The sequence below is a fragment of the Streptomyces sp. MUSC 14 genome, assembly GCF_001866675.1.
In the GTDB taxonomy this organism is placed as follows: domain Bacteria; phylum Actinomycetota; class Actinomycetes; order Streptomycetales; family Streptomycetaceae; genus Streptomyces.
Genome location: NZ_MLYN01000060.1, coordinates 28,645 through 46,747 on the forward strand (window position 1 = coordinate 28,645; position 18,103 = coordinate 46,747).

General features: G+C 73.0%; 14 protein-coding genes. 9 read left to right on the forward strand and 5 right to left on the reverse strand.

Going from position 1 to position 18,103, the window contains the following annotated elements:
- Positions 1–46: 46 nt before the first annotated feature.
- Complete coding sequence (meaB, locus tag BIV25_RS34285; RefSeq protein ID WP_071376408.1) at positions 47–1,003, reverse strand: methylmalonyl Co-A mutase-associated GTPase MeaB; 957 nt, start codon at positions 1,001–1,003, stop codon at positions 47–49.
- Positions 1,004–1,037: 34 nt separating this feature from the next.
- A complete protein-coding gene (locus tag BIV25_RS34290; protein WP_071376409.1) occupies positions 1,038–2,237 on the reverse strand; it encodes an acetyl-CoA C-acetyltransferase in 1,200 nt (399 codons plus the stop codon).
- A gap of 148 nt (positions 2,238–2,385) precedes the next feature.
- Here BIV25_RS34290 and mce point away from each other — a divergent pair, with 148 nt between their 5' ends.
- From mce to BIV25_RS34325, 7 genes are all read left to right on the forward strand, one after another.
- Complete coding sequence (gene mce / locus BIV25_RS34295; protein WP_071376410.1) at positions 2,386–2,826, forward strand: methylmalonyl-CoA epimerase; 441 nt, start codon at positions 2,386–2,388, stop codon at positions 2,824–2,826.
- Between the two features lie 209 nt (positions 2,827–3,035).
- Positions 3,036–6,950 (forward strand): polarized growth protein Scy, encoded by a 3,915-nt coding sequence (scy, locus tag BIV25_RS34300; protein WP_071376411.1) that lies wholly within the window; start codon positions 3,036–3,038, stop codon positions 6,948–6,950.
- A 183-nt stretch (positions 6,951–7,133) separates the two neighbouring features.
- The gene (locus tag BIV25_RS34305) at positions 7,134–8,069 is read left to right on the forward strand and encodes a cellulose-binding protein (RefSeq protein WP_071376412.1); all 936 of its coding nucleotides are present in this window, start codon (positions 7,134–7,136) and stop codon (positions 8,067–8,069) included.
- Positions 8,070–8,153: 84 nt separating this feature from the next.
- On the forward strand, positions 8,154–9,107 hold the full coding sequence (locus BIV25_RS34310; protein WP_071376413.1) for an ABC transporter ATP-binding protein: 954 nt from the start codon (positions 8,154–8,156) through the stop codon (positions 9,105–9,107).
- A gap of 5 nt (positions 9,108–9,112) precedes the next feature.
- The gene (locus BIV25_RS34315; RefSeq protein WP_071376569.1) at positions 9,113–9,886 is read left to right on the forward strand and encodes an ABC transporter permease subunit; all 774 of its coding nucleotides are present in this window, start codon (positions 9,113–9,115) and stop codon (positions 9,884–9,886) included.
- Positions 9,887–10,017: 131 nt separating this feature from the next.
- Positions 10,018–11,289, forward strand: a complete 1,272-nt coding sequence (locus BIV25_RS34320; RefSeq protein ID WP_071376414.1) for an ABC transporter ATP-binding protein — start codon at positions 10,018–10,020, stop codon at positions 11,287–11,289.
- The gene (locus BIV25_RS34325) at positions 11,286–12,167 is read left to right on the forward strand and encodes an ABC transporter permease subunit (RefSeq protein WP_071376415.1); all 882 of its coding nucleotides are present in this window, start codon (positions 11,286–11,288) and stop codon (positions 12,165–12,167) included. The genes BIV25_RS34320 and BIV25_RS34325 overlap by 4 nt, the downstream gene beginning before the upstream one ends.
- Positions 12,168–12,185: 18 nt before the next feature.
- Here the strand turns inward: BIV25_RS34325 and BIV25_RS34330 are convergent, their stop codons facing one another.
- On the reverse strand, positions 12,186–12,518 hold the full coding sequence (locus BIV25_RS34330; RefSeq protein WP_071376416.1) for an ATP/GTP-binding protein: 333 nt from the start codon (positions 12,516–12,518) through the stop codon (positions 12,186–12,188).
- Positions 12,519–12,741: 223 nt separating this feature from the next.
- Between BIV25_RS34330 and BIV25_RS34335 the strand changes: the two genes are divergently transcribed.
- Positions 12,742–13,770: an LLM class flavin-dependent oxidoreductase gene (locus BIV25_RS34335; protein ID WP_071376417.1), complete on the forward strand. Its 1,029-nt coding sequence runs from the start codon at positions 12,742–12,744 to the stop codon at positions 13,768–13,770.
- A gap of 119 nt (positions 13,771–13,889) precedes the next feature.
- Here the strand turns inward: BIV25_RS34335 and BIV25_RS34340 are convergent, their stop codons facing one another.
- The gene (locus BIV25_RS34340; protein WP_071376418.1) at positions 13,890–14,282 is read right to left on the reverse strand and encodes an SCO5389 family protein; all 393 of its coding nucleotides are present in this window, start codon (positions 14,280–14,282) and stop codon (positions 13,890–13,892) included.
- 278 nt (positions 14,283–14,560) lie between these two features.
- Between BIV25_RS34340 and nucS the strand changes: the two genes are divergently transcribed.
- Entirely contained in the window at positions 14,561–15,232 is a 672-nt protein-coding gene (nucS, locus tag BIV25_RS34345; RefSeq protein ID WP_071376419.1) for an endonuclease NucS, read from the forward strand.
- 56 nt (positions 15,233–15,288) lie between these two features.
- Here nucS and BIV25_RS34350 read toward each other — a convergent pair whose 3' ends face one another.
- On the reverse strand, positions 15,289–17,910 hold the full coding sequence (locus BIV25_RS34350) for an ATP-binding protein (RefSeq protein WP_177235522.1): 2,622 nt from the start codon (positions 17,908–17,910) through the stop codon (positions 15,289–15,291).
- Positions 17,911–18,103 lie beyond the last annotated feature (193 nt).

The window sequence follows — 18,103 nt, forward strand, 5'->3', positions numbered from 1 at the left end:
CCGTGAACGTCTCCACCACACGCACCACACGAAGACCGACCGGCGCTCAGCCCTGGGTCAGGCCCGCCACCAGGTCGTCCGCCGCGCGGTAGGGGTCCAGTTCGCCGGCGACGATGCGCTCGGCCAGGGTGCTGAGGCGGCGGTCGCCGTGCAGGTCGCCGATGCGTTCGCGCAGGGCCGTGACCGCGATGGTCTCCACCTCGCGGGCGGCGCGGGCCCGGCGGCGTTCGGCGAGGACGCCGTGCTCCTCCATCCACGCGCGGTGCTTCTCCAGGGCCTCCACGACCTCGTCGACGCCCTGCGCGCGTGCCGCGACCGTCTTCACGATCGGCGGGCGCCAGTCGCCGGGGGCGCGGGCCTCGCCGAGGCCCAGCATGTGGTTCAGCTCGCGGGCCGTGGCGTCGGCGCCGTCCCGGTCCGCCTTGTTGACGACGTAGACGTCGCCGATCTCCAGGATGCCGGCCTTCGCCGCCTGGATGCCGTCGCCCATCCCCGGGGCCAGCAGGACGACCGAGGTGTCCGCCTGCGAGGCGATCTCGACCTCCGACTGGCCGACGCCGACCGTCTCGACGAGGACCACGTCGCAGCCCGCCGCGTCGAGGACCCGGATGGCCTGCGGGGCCGCCCAGGCGAGGCCGCCCAGGTGGCCGCGGGTGGCCATCGAGCGGATGTAGACCCCGGGGTCGGAGGCATGGTCCGACATGCGGACGCGGTCGCCGAGCAGGGCGCCGCCGGAGAACGGGGAGGACGGGTCGACGGCCAGGACGCCGACCCGCTTGCCCTGTTTGCGGTACGCCGTGACGAGAGCGGAGGTCGACGTGGACTTGCCGACGCCGGGCGAGCCGGTCAGGCCCACCACATAGGCGTTGCCGGTCAGCGGGGCCAGCGCCGCCATGACCTCCCTGAGCTGCGGGGACGCCCCCTCCACCAGGGAGATCAGCCGGGCCACGGCACGCGGCCGGCCGTCCCTGGCCTGGGCCACCAGAGAGGAGACGTCCTGCATCAAACAGCTCCGTTCACTCGAGGGAGAGTACTGCTTACGCCTTCGGTACCCGCACGATCAGGGCGTCGCCCTGGCCGCCGCCACCACACAGCGCGGCCGCGCCGACCCCGCCGCCCCGGCGCTTGAGCTCCAGGGCCAGGGACAGGACGAGACGGGCACCGGACATGCCGATCGGGTGGCCCAGGGCGATGGCGCCGCCGTTGACGTTCACCTTTTCCGTGGACACGCCGAGGTCCTTCATTGACTGCACGGCGACCGCGGCGAAAGCCTCGTTGATCTCGATCAGGTCGAGCTCGGAGACCTCCAGGCCGTCCTTCTTCAGGGCGTGCAGGATGGCGTTGGACGGCTGCGACTGCAGGCTGTTGTCCGGTCCGGCCACGTTGCCGTGCGCGCCGATCTCGGCGAGCCACTCCAGGCCCAGCTCCTCGGCCTTGGCCTTGCTCATCACGACCACGGCCGCCGCACCGTCCGAGATCTGCGAAGAGGTGCCGGCCGTGATCGTGCCGTCCTTGGCGAAGGCCGGGCGGAGCTTGCCCAGGGACTCCACCGTGGTGTCGGCGCGGATGCCCTCGTCCTTGCTGAAGACGACCGGCTCGCCCTTGCGCTGCGGGATCTCGACCGGGGTGATCTCGGCCTCGAAGACGCCGTTCTTCTGCGCGGCGGCGGCCCGCTGGTGGGACAGCGCGGCGATCTCGTCCTGCTCGGGGCGCCGGATGCCGAGACGCGTGTTGTGCTTCTCGGTCGACTCGCCCATGGCGATGCCCTCGAAGGAGTCGGTCAGGCCGTCGTGGGCCATCGCGTCCAGCATCTCGATGGCGCCGTACTTGAAGCCCTCACGGGACTTCGGCAGCAGGTGCGGGGCGTTGGTCATGGACTCCTGGCCGCCCGCGACCACGATGTCGAACTCGCCGGCGCGGATGAGCTGGTCGGCGAGGGCGATGGCGTCGAGGCCGGACAGACACACCTTGTTGATGGTCAGCGCCGGGACGCTCATCGGGATGCCGGCCTTGACCGCCGCCTGGCGGGCCGGGATCTGGCCCGCGCCGGCCTGCAGCACCTGGCCCATGATCACGTACTGCACCTGGTCGCCACCGATCCCCGCACGGTCGAGGGCGGCCTTGATCGCGACGCCGCCGAGGTCGGCGCCCGAGAAGGACTTGAGGGAGCCCAGCAGTCGTCCCATGGGCGTGCGCGCGCCCGCGACGATCACAGAGCTGGTCGTTCCTGAAGGCATGAGCTGCGATCCCCTTACCGGCCTGCGCGGCCGAGGAGTGAACGAGGGTTTACTTCGAATGTACTGATGGCACTCCGTGCCGTCACCGGCCCGTCGGTGTGATCGCGCGCACGTTGCGTAACCACCCGCAGGGCGCTGCACTGAATCCATGCTGACGCGAATCGACCACATCGGGATCGCCTGTCACGACCTCGACGCCACCGTCGAGTTCTACCGGGCGACGTACGGCTTCGAGGTGTTCCACTCCGAGGTCAACGAGGAGCAGGGCGTGCGCGAGGCCATGCTCAAGATCAACGAGACGTCGGACGGCGGCGCCTCCTACCTCCAGCTGCTGGAACCGACCCGCGAGGACTCCGCGGTGGGCAAGTGGCTGGCGAAGAACGGGGAGGGCGTCCACCACATCGCCTTCGGCACGGCGGACGTCGACGCCGACTCCGAGGAGATCCGCGGCAAGGGCGTCCGCGTCCTCTACCAGGAGCCCCGGATCGGCTCGATGGGGTCGCGGATCACCTTCCTGCATCCCAAGGATTGCCACGGTGTCCTGACAGAACTGGTCACTTCGGCCCCTGTTGAGTCCACTGAGCACTGACTGCCGTACATAAGGGCCGGTAGGGTTGGGGGCGGTCGTCTCTGAACGCGGGGGGCGGCCGCATGCCGGGGTCCGGGTTTTCGGGGGACGAGCGTCGGGGCAGCAGCCCGTGCTCCGCCGTTGATCTGACACCATTCCCCGGGGGCCCCGTTCGGCGGTTGGACGGAGCTCGTTGCAGAAGCTGACCAGGGGACGGATGGGACCGCGCAGTGCGGGGCTACGAGAGCCAGGAGCGAGAGCCGGCGGCTGACGTCGACCACCTCTCTCGGTTCGAGGCCGAGATGAAGCGGCTGAGGACCGAGCGGGAAAAGGCGATCCAGCACGCCGAGGACCTCGGCTACCAGGTCGAGGTGCTGCGCGCCAAGCTGCACGAGGCGCGCCGCACCCTCATGACCCGGCCCGCCTTCGACGGCGGCGACATCGGCTACCAGGCCGAGCAGTTGCTCCGTAATGCCCAGATGCAGGCCGACCAGCTGCGCCAGGAGGCGGAGCGGATGGCCGCGGAGGCCCGCGCGCAGACCCAGCGCATCCTCCAGGAGCACGCCGAGCAGGCCGCCCGGCTCCAGGCCGAGCTGCACCAGGAGGCGGTGACCCGGCGCCAGCAGCTCGACCAGGAGCTGGCCGAGCGCCGCTCGACCGTCGAGTCGCACGTCAACGAGAACGTGGCCTGGGCGGAGCAGCTGCGCGCCCGCACCGAGCAGCAGGCCCGCCGGCTGCTGGACGAGTCCCGCGCGGAGGCCGACCAGGCGATGGCCGCCGCCCGCGCGGAGGCCGAGCGGCTGACCGACGAGGCCCGCCAGCGGCTCACGAACGACGCCGAGGCGGCCCGCGCGGAGGCCGAGCAGATCCTGCGCCGGGCCCGCACGGACGCCGAGCGGCTGCTGAACGCCGCGTCCACGCAGGCCCAGGAGGCCACCGACCACGCCGAGCAGCTGCGCTCCTCCACGGTCACCGAGTCGGACGCCGCCCGCCGGCAGTCCGCCGAGCTGAGCCGGGCGGCCGAGGAGCGGATGGCGGCGGCCGAGGAGGCGCTGCGCAAGGCGCAGGCCGAGGCCGAGAAGCTGGTCACCGAGGCGGAGCAGAGCGCCGCGAAGACCCTGTCGAGCGCCGAGGCCGCGAACGAGACGCGCACGCGCACGGCGAAGGAGCAGGTCGCCCGGCTGGTCGAGGAGGCCACCAAGGAGGCCGAGAGCACCCGCTCCGAGGCCGAGCAGCTGGTCGCGGACGCCCGCGCCGAGGCCGAGAAGATCGTCACCGAGGCCGCCGAGAAGGCCCGGACGATCACCGCCGAGGAGAGCGCGACCCAGCTGTCCAAGGCGGCCAAGACCGCCGAGGACGTGCTCGACAAGGCCTCCGAGGAGGCCAAGCGGACCACGAAGGCGGCCGCCGAGGAGGCCGAGCGGATCCGCACCGAGGCCGAGGCCGAGGCGGACCGGCTGCGCGCGGAGGCGCACGACATCGCCGAGCAGCTCAAGGGCGCGGCGAAGGACGACACCAAGGAGTACCGCGCCAAGACGGTCGAGCTGCAGGAGGAGGCTCGCCGGCTGCGCGGCGAGGCCGAGCAGCTGCGCGCCGACGCGGTCGCCGAGGGCGAGTCGATCCGTGCCGAGGCCCGCCGGGAGGCGGTCACGCAGATCGAGGAGGGCGCCAAGTCCGCCGAGGAGCTGTTGGCCAAGGCGAGGGTCGACGCCGACGAGCTGCGCAAGAGCGCGACCGCGGACAGCGAGAAGGTCCGCACCGAGGCCATCGAGCGGGCGACCTCCCTGCGCCGGCAGGCCGACGAGACCCTGCAGCGCGGCCGTGCGGAGGCCGAGCGGCTGCGCGCCGAGGCCGAGGAGCAGGTCGAGACGGTCCGCACGGACGCCGAGAGCGCGGCGCGCGAGCTGCGCGAGGAGACCGAGCGCGCGATCGAGGCCCGCCGCACCGAGGCCGCCGAGGAGCTGACCCGGCTCCAGACCGAGACACAGGAGCGCCTGGACTCCGCCGAGCAGGCGCTCGGCGAGGCCCGCGAGGAAGCCACCCGGATCCGCCGGGAGGCCGCCGAGGAGGCCGAGCGGCTGCGCACGGAGGCCGCCGAGCGGATCCGCACGCTGCAGCAGCAGGCCGAGGACGAGGCCGAGCGGCTGCGCGACGAGGCCGCGGCCGACGCGTCCGCCTCCCGCGCCGAGGGCGAGTCCGTCGCCGTACGGCTGCGTTCCGAGGCCGCCGCCGAGGCCGAGCGGCTGAAGACGGAGGCGCAGGAGAGCGCCGACCGGGTGCGCACCGAGGCGCAGGCCGCCGCCGAGCGGCTCGCCACCGAGGCCTCCGAGACGCTGGCCGCCGCGCAGGAGGAGGCCGCCCGGCGCCGACGCGAGGCCGAGGAGACGCTCGGCTCGGCGCGCGAGGAGGCCGACCAGGAGCGGCTGCGCGCCCGCGAGCAGAGCGAGGAGCTGCTGGCCTCCGCCCGCAAGCGGGTCGAGGAGGCGCAGGCCGAGGCGGTCCGGCTGGTCGAGGAGGCCGAGCGGCGCGCGACCGAGATGGTCTCCGCCGCCGAGCAGCACGCCCAGCAGGTGCGGGACTCCGTCGCCGGGCTGCACGAGCAGGCGCAGGAGGAGATCACCGGGCTGCGGTCGGCCGCCGAGCACGTGGCGGACCGTACGAAGCAGGAGGCCGAGCAGGAGGCGGACCGGGTCCGCGCCGACGCCTACGCCGAGCGGGAGCGGGCGAGCGAGGACGCCACCCGGATCCGCCGCGAGGTCGGCGAGGAGACGGCGGCCGCCAAGGCGCTGGCGGAGCGTACGGTCGCGGAGGCGATCGCGGAGGCCGAGCGGCTGCGCGCGGACGCGGGCGAGTACAGCCAGCGCGTGCGCACCGAGGCCTCCGACGCGCTCGCCGAGGCCGACCAGAGCGCGGCCCGCACCCGGGCGGACGCCCGCGAGGACGCCAACCGCATCCGCTCGGACGCGGCGACCCAGGCGGACACCCTGATCACCGAGGCCCGCGGCGAGGCCGAGCGGCTGACGACGGAGACGGCCGCGGAGGCCGACCGGGTGCGCACCGAGGCGCTGACCGAGGCCGAGCGGCTCCAGTCGGAGACCGTGGCCGAGGCGGACCGGGTGCGCGCGGAGGCGCTGGCGAACGCCGAGCAGCTGATCGGTGAGGCCACCGGGGACGCCGAGCGGCTGCGTGCCGAGGCCGCGGAGACGGTCGGCTCGGCCCAGCAGCACGCCGAGCGGCTGCGGGCGGAGGCCGAGCGGCTCCGGTCGGAGGCGGCGGCGGAGGCGGAGCGGCTCGTCAACTCCGCGCGCGAGGAGGCCGACCGGACGCTGGACGAGGCCCGCAAGGACGCCAACAAGCGGCGCTCGGAGGCGGCCGAGCAGGTCGACACGCTCATCACGGAGACCACGGCCGAGGCCGACAAGCTGCTCACCGAGGCGCAGCAGCAGGCGCTGAAGGCGACCGCGGACGCCGAGTCGCAGGCCGACACGATGGTGGGCGCGGCCCGCAGCGAGGCCGAGCGGATCGTCGCCGAGTCGACCGTCGAGGGCAACTCCCTGGTGGAGAAGGCTCGTACGGACGCGGACGAGCTGCTGGTCGGTGCCCGCCGGGACGCGACCGCCATAAGGGAGCGGGCGGAGGAGCTGCGCGACCGCATCACGACCGAGATCGAGGAGCTGCACGAGCGGGCCCGCCGCGAGGCCGCCGAGACGATGAAGTCCACCGGCGACCGCTGCGACGCGCTCATCAAGGCCGCCGAGGAGCAGCTGGCCAAGGCGGAGGCGAAGGCCAAGGAGATGGTGTCCGACGCCAACTCCGAGGCGGGCAAGGTGCGTATCGCCGCCGTCAAGAAGGCGGAGGGGCTGCTCAAGGAGGCCGAGCAGAAGAAGGCCCGGCTCGTCAAGGAGGCCGAGGAGCTGAAGGCCGAGGCGATCCGGGAGGCCCGGCGCACGGTCGAGGAGGGCAAGCGCGAGCTGGAGATCCTGGTGCGCCGGCGCGAGGACATCAACGCCGAGATCTCCCGGGTCCAGGACGTCCTGGAGGCGCTGGAGTCCTTCGAGGCGCCGACGGCCGGCAAGGACGGCGGGGTCAAGGCGGGCGCGTCGGTGGGTGCCCCCCGATCGGGTGGCAAATCGTCAGACGGCTAGCGCGTCGGGGACGTTCCGGTGTCTTCTGGGGGCTTTGCCCGGGTCGTTGGCAAGCTTTCCGGCCGTCAGCCACCCAAAAGGGGTCTCATTCTCCAGATCAAACACGTATCCGCGTGATGACACACCGCTTCGGCCCCTAGGATTCCACCTATCACCTCACCGGTCTCATTCGACAGGAACCCCATGAGCGACACTTCCCCCTACGGCTTCGAGCTTGTGCGGCGTGGGTACGACCGCGCTCAGGTGGACGAACGTATCTCCAAGCTCGTCTCCGACCGTGACAGCGCTCTCGCCCGGATCACCGCCCTGGAGAAGCGCATCGAGGAGCTCCACCTCGAAACGCAGAACGCCCAGGCCCAGGTCACCGACGCCGAGCCGTCGTACGCGGGTCTCGGCGCGCGGGTCGAGAAGATCCTTCGCCTGGCCGAGGAAGAGGCCAAGGAACTGCGTGAGGAGGCCCGGCGGGCGGCCGAACAGCACCGCGACCTCGCCGAGTCGGCGGCCCAGCAGGTCCGCAACGACGCCGAGTCCTACGCCGCCGAGCGCAAGGCCAAGGCCGAGGACGAGGGCGTCCGGATCGTCGAGAAGGCCAAGGGCGACGCGGCCCAGCTGCGCACCGAGGCGCAGAAGGACGCGCAGTCCAAGCGCGAGGAGGCGGACGCCCTCTTCGAGGAGACCCGCGCCAAGGCCGCGCAGGCCGCCGCCGACTTCGAGACGAACCTCGCCAAGCGCCGCGAGCAGTCCGAGCGTGACCTGGCCTCGCGTCAGCAGAAGGCCGAGAAGCGGCTGGCGGAGATCGAGCACCGTGCCGAGCAGCTGCGTCTGGAGGCGGAGAAGCTGCGCACGGACGCCGAGCGCCGCGCCCGCCAGACGGTGGAGACGGCCCAGCGCCAGGCCGAGGACATCGTGGCCGACGCCAACGCCAAGGCGGACCGGATCCGGTCGGAATCCGAGCGCGAGCTGGCGGCCCTCACCAACCGCCGCGACAGCATCAACGCCCAGCTGACCAACGTCCGCGAGATGCTGGCCACGCTGACCGGCGCCGCGGTGGCTGCCGCCGGTGCGCCGGGTGAGGACGAGCCCATTTCTCGTGGGGTGCCGGCGCAGCAGACGCGCTGACGCTGCCGCACACGGTCACTGAACGAGCCGAGGCCCCCTGCCGCTGAAGTGGCAGGGGGCCTCGGCTCGTCTTAGCGTGGCCGCATGATCGAGCTGGCGGGGCTGACCAAGCGGTACGGCGAGAAGGTGGCGGTCGACCATCTCACCTTCCAGGTCAGGCCCGGCATCGTGACCGGCTTCCTCGGGCCCAACGGCGCCGGGAAGTCCACCACCATGCGGATGATCCTCGGGCTCGACCACCCCACCGCCGGGGACGTCCGGATCGACGGCAGGCACTACGACCGGCTGGCGGACCCGCTGACGTACATCGGGGCGCTGCTGGACGCCAAGGCCGTGCACGGCGGGCGCAGTGCGTACAACCATCTGCTCTGCCTCGCGCAGAGCAACGGCATTCCGAAGCGCCGGGTCGGCGAGGTGCTGGAGGCCGTCGGGCTGAGCGCCGTGGCACGGAAGAAGGCCAAGGGGTTCTCGTACGGCATGGGGCAGCGGCTCGGGATCGCCGGGGCGCTGCTCGGCGATCCGCGGATCCTGATGTTCGACGAGCCGGTCAACGGGCTCGACCCGGAGGGCATCCACTGGATCCGGAACCTGATGAAGTCGCTCGCGGCGCAGGGCCGTACGGTCTTCGTCTCCTCGCACCTGATGAGCGAGATGGCGCTGACCGCCGACCATCTCGTCGTCATCGGGCAGGGGCGGCTGCTCGCGGACACCTCCATGGCGGACTTCATCCGGCAGAACGCGCGCGCGTACGTCCGCATCCGCTCGCCCCAGCGCGAGCGGCTCCTCGACGTGCTCCACGAGGACGGGATCACCGTCGTCGAGGCGGGCGGGGACGCGCTGGAGGTGGACGGGGGCAAGGCCGAGCAGATCGGCGAGCTGGCGGCGCGGCACGGGATCGTGCTGCACGAACTGAGCACCCAGCAGGCGTCGCTGGAGGAGGCGTTCATGCAGCTGACGGCGGAGTCGGTGGAGTACCACGCGGGGGCCGGTCCGGACCCCGTGCCGCGGGACTGGGGCGCCGGCTGGAAGGGGGCGTGAGCGCCATGGCGGCCGGTCAGGTCATCCGGTCCGAGTGGACGAAGATCCGGTCGGTGGCGTCGACGGTGTGGACGCTGTCGGTGGCCGTGGTCGTCACGATCGCGCTCGGGATGCTCATCTCGGCGCTGTCCCGCAGCCAGTTCGACTCGATGCCGGTCAGGGACCGGCTGTCGTTCGACCCGACCCTCGTGTCCTTCGCGGGCATGAGCCTCGGCCAGCTGGCCATGATCGTGTTCGGGGTGCTGGTCGTGTCGAACGAGTACAGCACCGGCATGATCCTCGTCTCGCTGGCCGCCGTGCCGCGCCGCGCCGCTTTCCTGTTCAGCAAGGTGGCCGTGGCCGCCGCGCTCGCGCTGGTCGTGGCGATGGCCACGAGCTTCGCCGCCTTCTTCCTCGGGCAGGCGGTGCTCGGGCCGTACCGGGCGCACCTCGGGGATCCGGAGGTGCTGCGCGCGGTGGTCGGCGGCGGGCTGTACATGACGCTGATCGCGGTGTTCTCCATGGGGGTCGCGGCGATGCTGCGCTCGCCGATGCTCTCGCTCGGCGTCCTGATGCCGTTCTTCTTCCTGATCTCCACCATTCTCGGCAACGTCGACGCGACGAAGAAGATCGGCCGGTTCCTGCCGGACCAGGCGGGCAGCCGGATCATGCAGGTGGTGCCGCGACTCGGCGACGAGCGGCCGTACGGGCCCTGGGGCGGGCTCGGGATCATGGTGCTGTGGGTGCTCGCGGCGCTCGCCGGCGGGTACGTGCTGCTGAAGCGGCGGGACGCGCAGTAGGCCGATTGTTCACGCTTCGTGATGCTCAGGCTTTACTTTCTTTTGGGCGGAACCGTCAGCCGCTCGATATCCTCCTAACCCTTACGGGGGCGTGCGCCCCGCTGTCCAGATCCTTTCGATGGGTGCGGAGCATGATCGAGGCTGTCGGCCTGACCAAGCGCTACGGCGACAAGACCGCCGTGTACAACCTTTCCTTCCAGGTGCGACCGGGAACCGTGACCGGCTTCCTCGGGCCGAACGGCTCGGGCAAGTCGACGACGATGCGGATGATCCTCGGGCTGGACAACCCCACGTCCGGCTCCGTGACCATCGGCGGCTACCCGTACCGCAAGCTGCCCAACGCGCCCCGCCAGGTCGGCGCGCTGCTGGACGCCAAGGCGGTGCACGGCGGGCGGAGCGCGCGCAATCACCTGCTGAGCCTCGCCCAGCTGTCGGGCATCCCGGCCCGCCGCGTGGACGAGGTGCTCGGGGTCGTGGGCCTCCAGGACGTGGCCAAAAAGCGCTCCAAGGGGTTCTCGCTCGGCATGGGCCAGCGCCTGGGCATCGCCGCCGCGCTCCTCGGCGACCCGCAGGTGCTGCTGTTCGACGAGCCGGTCAACGGCCTCGACCCCGAGGGCATCCTCTGGGTCCGCAACCTGATGAAGGCGCTCGCGGCCGAGGGCCGTACGGTCTTCGTCTCCTCGCACCTGATGAGCGAGATGGCGCTGACCGCCGACCACCTCATCGTCATCGGACGCGGCCAGCTGCTCTCCGACATGAGTGTGACGGACTTCATCTCGGCCAACTCCGCCGACTTCGCGCGCGTGCGCACCCCCGACACCGAGCCCCAGCTGCGCGAGAAGCTGACCTCCGCGCTCACCGAGGCCGGCGGCCACGTGCTGCCGGAGCAGGACGGCGCGCTGCGGGTGACCGGGCTGCCGCTGCCCCGGATCAGCGACCTCGCGCACACCGCGGACGTCCGGCTGTGGGAGCTGTCCCCGCACCAGGCCTCGCTGGAGGAGGCGTACATGCGGATGACGCAGGGCGCCGTGGACTACCGCTCGACCATCGACCAGAAGGCGGGCCTCCAGCAGCCGCTGCCGCCCGGCGCGCAGCCGCCCATGCCGGTGCCCGGCCAGGGCCAGCCCGGCTGGTACGCCCCGCCGCCGCCCCAGCAGGGCGGCCAGCCGGTACCGGGCCAGGCTCCGGCCGGTGGCCCCTACGGCGCCCAGCCGGGCCCGTACGGCGCCCCGCAGGCCCCGCAGGGCCACCCCGCCGCTCCGGGCGCCCCGAACCCGTACGCCCAGGGCCAGGCGCCTGCCATGCCCGCCGCTCCCCCGGCCCCGGCCGCCGCGCCTGCCCCCGCACCCGCACCCGCACCCGCCGACCTGACCAAGACCCAGCCCAAGGACGACGCCCGATGAGCACCCACCAGCCCCCGATGCCGCAGGCACCCGCAGCTGCCGCTCCCGCGTGGCAGGCGGCGCCCGGCGGGCAGTACCCCGGTTACACCTCGCCGATCCCGGTCGTGCGCGCCCACCTCGGGCACGCGCTGGCCTCCGAGTGGACGAAGATCAAGTCGGTGCGGTCGACGATCTGGACGCTCGGCGTCTTCGTGCTGCTCGTCCTCGGCATCGGCCTGCTGGCCGGCGCGGTCGTCAGCAACTCCTCCTCGTCGATGGACGGCCAGAGCCCGCTCCAGCTCGGCTTCTTCGGGCTGCTGCTCGGCAGCATGTGCATCATGACCCTCGGCGTGCTGACCACGGCGTCCGAGTACGGCACGGGCATGATCCGGACGACGATGACGGCGTGCCCGAGCCGCAGCCGGGTGCTGGCCGCGAAGGCCGTCGTGTTCTTCGTCCTCGCCTTCACGATCACCCTGGCCTGCGCCGCGTTCGTGGCGATGGTGCAGAACGCCATGGTGCAGGACAACGGCGCGCGCACGCCCACCGGCGCCGAGTGGTTCAAGGCCACCGTCGGCGTGAGCCTCTACATCGCGCTGCTCGGCCTGCTCTCGCTGGTCATCGGCTCGATCATCCGGCACTCGGCGGGCGCCATCACGATCATGATCGGCCTGCTGCTCGCGCCGCTGGTGATCGCGCTGTTCATGTTCGCCCAGTCGCTGCACAAACTGCGCGAGTGGCTGCTGGAGTACTCGATCCCGAACCAGATGAGCGTGTTCTACTCCAACTCGCTGAGCACGTCCGGCCCGTCGGGCTGGGAACCGCTGTGGATCATCCTGGGCGTGACGGCCGCGGCGTACGCCGGTGCCTTCGCGCTGCTGCGCAGCCGGGACGTGTGACGGCGAGCGCCCCGTCCCTCAGAACTTCGGCGCGTTACGGGACCGCTGCACCCGCGTGGTGCGGCGGTCCTTCGCGTTCCAGCACGCCTTGTGCCAGTGCCTGCGGTCGTCCACGCCCGCGTGCTCCGGCCAGGCCACCACGTGCGGGACCGCGGAGGGGATCAGCTGGTCGCAGCCGGGGCAGCGGTAGGTCTTGCCCTCCGCGCTCGCCCCGGCGACATGGCGCACGCTCCACTCCTCGCCCTGCCAGTTCTCGGTCGCCTGCCAGCCGCCGTACCGGCCGGTGCGGTCGTCCTCGGCGCTGCGGCCCGGCGATCCGGCTGCCTTCGGTCGGTTGCGACGCGGGGACACGGGACACCTCTCGGGGCTGTGCGGGGGGGCAGGGGCTCCGTCCAGCGTACGCGCCGCCGAGCGGGGTACGCGAAGAGCACCAACCCATACAAGTCCCCCTCCACGGCACGTCATTCTGAAGACAATCGGCAAATCCCTCCGCCAGGCCGTGTCCTGGGCACGTGTCGGACGGTTATGCCGGGTGGGGGAGCTCCGGGTCGGGGCCAAGGAAGCAGGAAACGCGATGTACGTAGGAAGCTTTGTGCTGGGCGCCCAGTTCCCGGGCCAGGGTCCGGGAGAGGCCCTGCACCGGGCGGTCCGCTCGGCGGAGGTCGCCGAGGAGGCCGGGCTGGACGCGGTCTGGCTGGCCGAGCACCACTTCGTGCCGTACGGCACATGCCCGTCCGCGGTCACCCTGGCCGCGTATCTGCTCGGCCGCACCCACCGCATCCGGGTCGGTACGGCGGTCAGCGTACTGCCCACCGCGCACCCGGTGGCCCTCGGCGAGCAGGCCGCGCTGCTGCACCTGACGAGCGGCGGCCGGTTCACGCTGGGCGTGGGCCGCGGCGGCCCCTGGGTGGACCTGGAGGTGTTCGGCATGGGGCTCGACGCGTACGAACACGGATTCCCGGAGTCACTCGATCTGCTGCTGCGCTGGCTGCGCGAGCCGCGGGTGGCGGGCGGGGGCGAGCGGTTCACCTTCCGTGAGGTGGCGGTCGTACCGCGTCCCTCGGACGGCCTGACGGAGACGCCCGGCCCCGAGGTCGTCGTCGCCTGCACCTCCCCGGCGAGCGTGCGGCTGGCCGCCGAGCGCGGGCTGCCGATGCTGCTCGGCATGCACGTCGGGGACGAGGAGAAGGCCGAGATGGTCGCCCTGTGGCGGCGCTGCGCCCGGGCGGCGGGCCGGCCCGCCGAGGAGGTCGCGGGGGCGGCCCACGTCTCCGCCGGGGTGTGCCAGCTCGCGGACCGGCGCACGGACGCGGCGGAGACCCTGCTGAAGGCGATGCCAGGCTGGCTGAGGCAGGGACTGGAGGCGCATGTGACGGTCGACGGACGGCCGCGCCGGATGCGCGATCCGTACGCCTACACCGAACTGCTCTGCGGCCTGCACCCGGTGGGCACCCCGCGACTCGCCGCCGACCGGCTCGCGGCCACCTCCGAGCGCACGGGCATCTCCCGCTTCGCCCTCCTCGTCGAGGGCTCGGGCGACCTCGCCGCGACCGAGGAGAACCTGCGGCGACTGGGCGCCGAGGTGCTGCCTCAACTGCGTTGACCCGACGGGCATTTCGCGCAGGCCACCTGGGGGGCTTGCCGCCCCTGTAGTGAAAGCACCTCCCGCGGGTGGAGCGGCAAGCAAGCGGCTCACTGCCGGTGTCGTGGCGGGGCTGCCCGTCAGCAGTCCCGGAGCTCCGGCGACTGGTTGAGCAACTGGTTGCGCACCGAGGTGAAGCGCGCCAAGGTCTCGTCCGCCGAGGCGTCCAGCGGGAACACCGCCACCCGGTGGCAGTTCTGGAAGGCCAGGCGTACCCCGAAGTGCCGCTGCAGCGCGCCGCGGATGGCGTCACTCGCGAGCGCGCGCAACAGCTGACCGCGTGCCTGCTCGTCCGGCGGGGGCGTCAGGTTGTCGGCGAACGGACCGCCGTCGACCTTCAGCCGCGCCACCAGGGAGCTGATCATCTCCCATGCGTAGGGCAGGGAGGTCCGGACGCAGTCGACGAATGCTGCTTCGTCGACCTCGCCTCGCTCGGCCTGTTCGAGTAGGGCCGGTGAGACGTCGAGCGACATGGGTTCTCCTCTCGCACCCCCGCGGGGAGCAGGGGTTGCCGGACAGGTAAGGGAGTTCGCGATATCGAACACGCTGCGTACATGCGTCGCGACCTCACGTTCCCTACGGTAGGCAACGGTAGGTGACCACACCAGCAGAATGCGTATATGGAACGGTCCCGTTACGCGCACAATCGGCCAGGGATGAACAAGAGTTTCCAGGGACAATTGGGGCGATCGTTCGGGAGCAGGACGGGCGAATCGCGCGCACCTCGGGGTGTCGAGTAGCGTTGCCGACCATGCGTCTCGTCATTGCCCGCTGCTCGGTCGACTACGCCGGCCGGCTCACCGCCCACCTGCCCTCGGCGCCCCGACTGATCCTGGTCAAGGCGGACGGCAGCGTCTCCATCCACGCGGACGACCGGGCCTACAAGCCCCTCAACTGGATGTCTCCGCCCTGCACGCTGAAGGAAGGAAGCGGCGAGGAGGACGGCGTCTGGACGGTCGTCAACAAGGCGGGCGAGAAACTGATCATCACGATGGAGGAGATCCTCCACGACTCGTCGCACGAACTCGGCGTGGACCCCGGCCTGATCAAGGACGGCGTGGAAGCGCACCTCCAGGAACTCCTCGCCGACCGCATCGAGACCCTCGGCGAGGGCTACACCCTGATCCGCCGCGAGTACATGACGGCCATCGGCCCGGTGGACATCCTGTGCCGGGACGCGGACGGCGCGACGGTGGCGGTCGAGATCAAGCGCCGGGGCGAGATCGACGGCGTGGAGCAACTGACGCGCTATCTCGACCTGTTGAACCGCGACCCGCACCTGGCCCCGGTCCGCGGCGTCTTCGCCGCCCAGGAGATCAAGCCCCAGGCCCGCGTCCTCGCCACCGACCGCGGCATCAACTGCCAGATCCTGGACTACGACGCCCTGCGCGGCATCGAGGACGACAAGCTGCGCCTCTTCTAGCGGCCCCCGCCCCGCGCCGCCCGCCCGCTCGGAGAAGGGCGGACGGCGCAGGGCGGTCAGGCCACCGTGCCGGAAGGCTGCGGTGCGCTCTGGGGCGCCGACGCGCTGCTCGTCGTGGTGCCGGTCGTTCCGCTCCCGCCGCTGGAGCCACCGGTCGTCGTACCGGCCGTACCACCACCGGTCGTCGTGCCGCCCGTGCCGGTGCCACCACCGGTCGACGTGCCGCCCGTGCCGGAGCCACCGCTCGTCGATGTGCCCCCGGTGCCCGAGCTGCCGCTCGTCGACGTGCCGCCCGTGCCCGAGCTGCCGCCGGTGCTGCCGCTGCTCGTGCCGCCCGTCGGGCTGCCGCTGGAGCTGCCCGTGGACCCTCCGGTGCCGCTGCCGGACGTCCCGCCCGTCGGGGAGGTGGCGGATCCCGACGGCTTGGGTGACTTGGACGGCGGGGTCGGGGTCGTGCCGGACCCGGACGGGCTGATGCTCTCCGACGGCCGGGCCGGGTCCGTCGACGGCGCCGGGCCGCCCGTCGTGCCGGACGTGCCGCCCGCGCCGGCGGTCGTCGGCCGGCCGGTCGCGCCGCCCGTCGCGGCGCCGCCGGTCCGGCTCTGCCCGGGATCCGCGCCGAGGGAGCCGTCGTCCGTGCCCTCGCTGATGGAGGGGTTGACGTCCACCTTGCCGGCCGGGTTCTTGTCGGCGTTCTCGTGGGACGTCATGCCGAGCGTGACGACCGTGCCGAGGACCACGGCGAGCAGCGCGCCGGAACCGGCCGCCACCAGGTTGCGGCGGGCCAGCCGGCGGATGCCACCGACCCCGCCGCGGGCCGGGGCCGCGGGCAGCTGCTGGGTGACCAGGACCTCGCCGAGCGGCGCGTACGGCGGCGGCGCCGACTCCTCGTGCCGTATCTCCGGCAGCTCCTCCCCCGCCATGGCCGAGATCCCGGGCAGCTCGCCCGAGCGGTCGGCGACCAGCGCGAGGGCCCGGCGCCCGGCGACGGTGCCCCGCTTGTCGGCGAGGGCGCCGCGCAGCCCGATGGACGCCTCCAGCTCGGCGCGAGCCCGGTCCAGCTGGCCCGTGCAGAGCGCCAGGACGCCCAACTCATGGTGAAAATAGGCCTGTTCATGTACGTCGCCGGTCAGCCGGGCGGCCTCGGCGCCGGAGCGCAGCGCACGCTCCCACGCGCCCCACCGGAGCCCGGCGGCGAAGGAGGGCGCGGCCGTACGGGCGAGCCGTACCGCGCGGCTCTCCGCGCCGTCGACGGGCGCGGAGGTCTGCGGGACGACGGCGGCGAGCGCGGCCAGCACCGCGTCGGCCTCCGCGCTCACCCGTTCGGGGGTGACCGAGGGGTGGCCGGTCCACCAGGTGTAGTGCTCGGCGGCGGCGAGCGCCCGGTCCTGGGCGTCGTCGGCGTATCCGGCGGCCTCCAGCTGGGTCTGCACCCCGGCCGCGAGCCGGTAGCGGGAGCCGACCGGGGAGACCAGTCCGCAGCCGGCCAGCTCGCCGAGGGCGGCGTCGGCGTGGGTGTCACCGACCAGCGCCGGCAGATGCGCCTGATGCGGCACCTCGCCGCCGAGGGCGACCGCGAAGCGCAGGGTGGCGCGGGCGGAGTCGCCGAGCCGGGAGGCGAGCAGCGGGGCGGGCGCGGCGGCCGCGCCGAGGGAGGGCAGCGGGACGGCGTCCGCCGGCTCAGCGGCCAGGTCCACGGGCGGGCGCGCGTCCGGTCGTACGTCCTCGAAGGCGCCGTACTCGCCGTACTGGTCCGCCGCCTCCGGGCCGCCCCGGAGCTCGTCGCGCTGCCGGAGCAGGGCGCCGGCCTGGACGAACCGCAGGGGCAGCCCCTCGGACTCGAACCACAGGTCGCCGGCCCAGTTGGCCTCGTCCTCGGTGAGGACGCGGCCGACGGTGCGCTCCAGGACCTGCACGCCGGCGGCGCGGTCGAGGCCACCGAGGAAGACCTCCTCGACGGCGGAGGCGGCGGAGGGCGCGGGCACGTCGGGCGTGGCGCCGATCAGGAAGGCGCACTCGCGGGCGGTGTCGAGGAGCTCCTCCAGGCCGGCGCCGCCGAACTCGATGTCGTCCAGGACGACGACCGCGCCGATCTCGGCGACGAGCGCGCGCAGGTCGTCCGGGGCGGGGCGGTGGCCGGGGGCGTCGTACACCGCGTGGAAGAGGTCGTGGAGCACGTCGCCGGAGCCGCGGTGGAAGCCGCTGAGCCGGACCACGCCGTCGGGGGCGAGGTCCTGGCAGTCCTCGGCGACGAGGTCGAGCAGCGCGGTGCGGCCGGAGCCGCCGGGGCCGGTGAGACGTACGGAGCGGCCGCGGGCCAGCAGCCGGACCAGGCGCTCGCGCTCGTCCTGGCGTTCCAGCAGGGCGAGGGGCGGCTGGGCGGGACCGGCCGGGGCGGGCGGCCTGGCGGCCCGCCCGGTCTCGGCGCGCTCGGCGGCGGTGCGCTTGCGGGGCGCGGCGGGGCGCCGGGCCGGCGGGCAGTGCTCTATCTCGCTGCCGTCGACGGGGTTGACGGTCAGCAGCAGATCGCCGGCGACGAGCTGGGCCGTGCGGGCGGGCGCGGGCGTGCTCGTGCCGAAGTCGGAGGTGACGGGTTCCCGGGGCGCGCGGCGGCCCGGCGCCTGTCCGTGCCCCTCGGGTCCCGGGCGGCCCGGATGTCCCGGGTCGATCGGGTCCATGGGTTCCATCGGTTCCATGGGTTTCCTGCCCCCCAAAAGCGTCGTGTGCTCGTGATCCGGCCCCTCCCGGCCTTGTCGCACACCGCGCTGTCGCTTCTGGTCCGGGCCCGCTCGGTCGAGGGTTGCGAGGCAGCGGGCGACCGAACCCTAAACCTTGGCTCAGTATCTCCGACAGGGCGGGGTGCCGTACGGC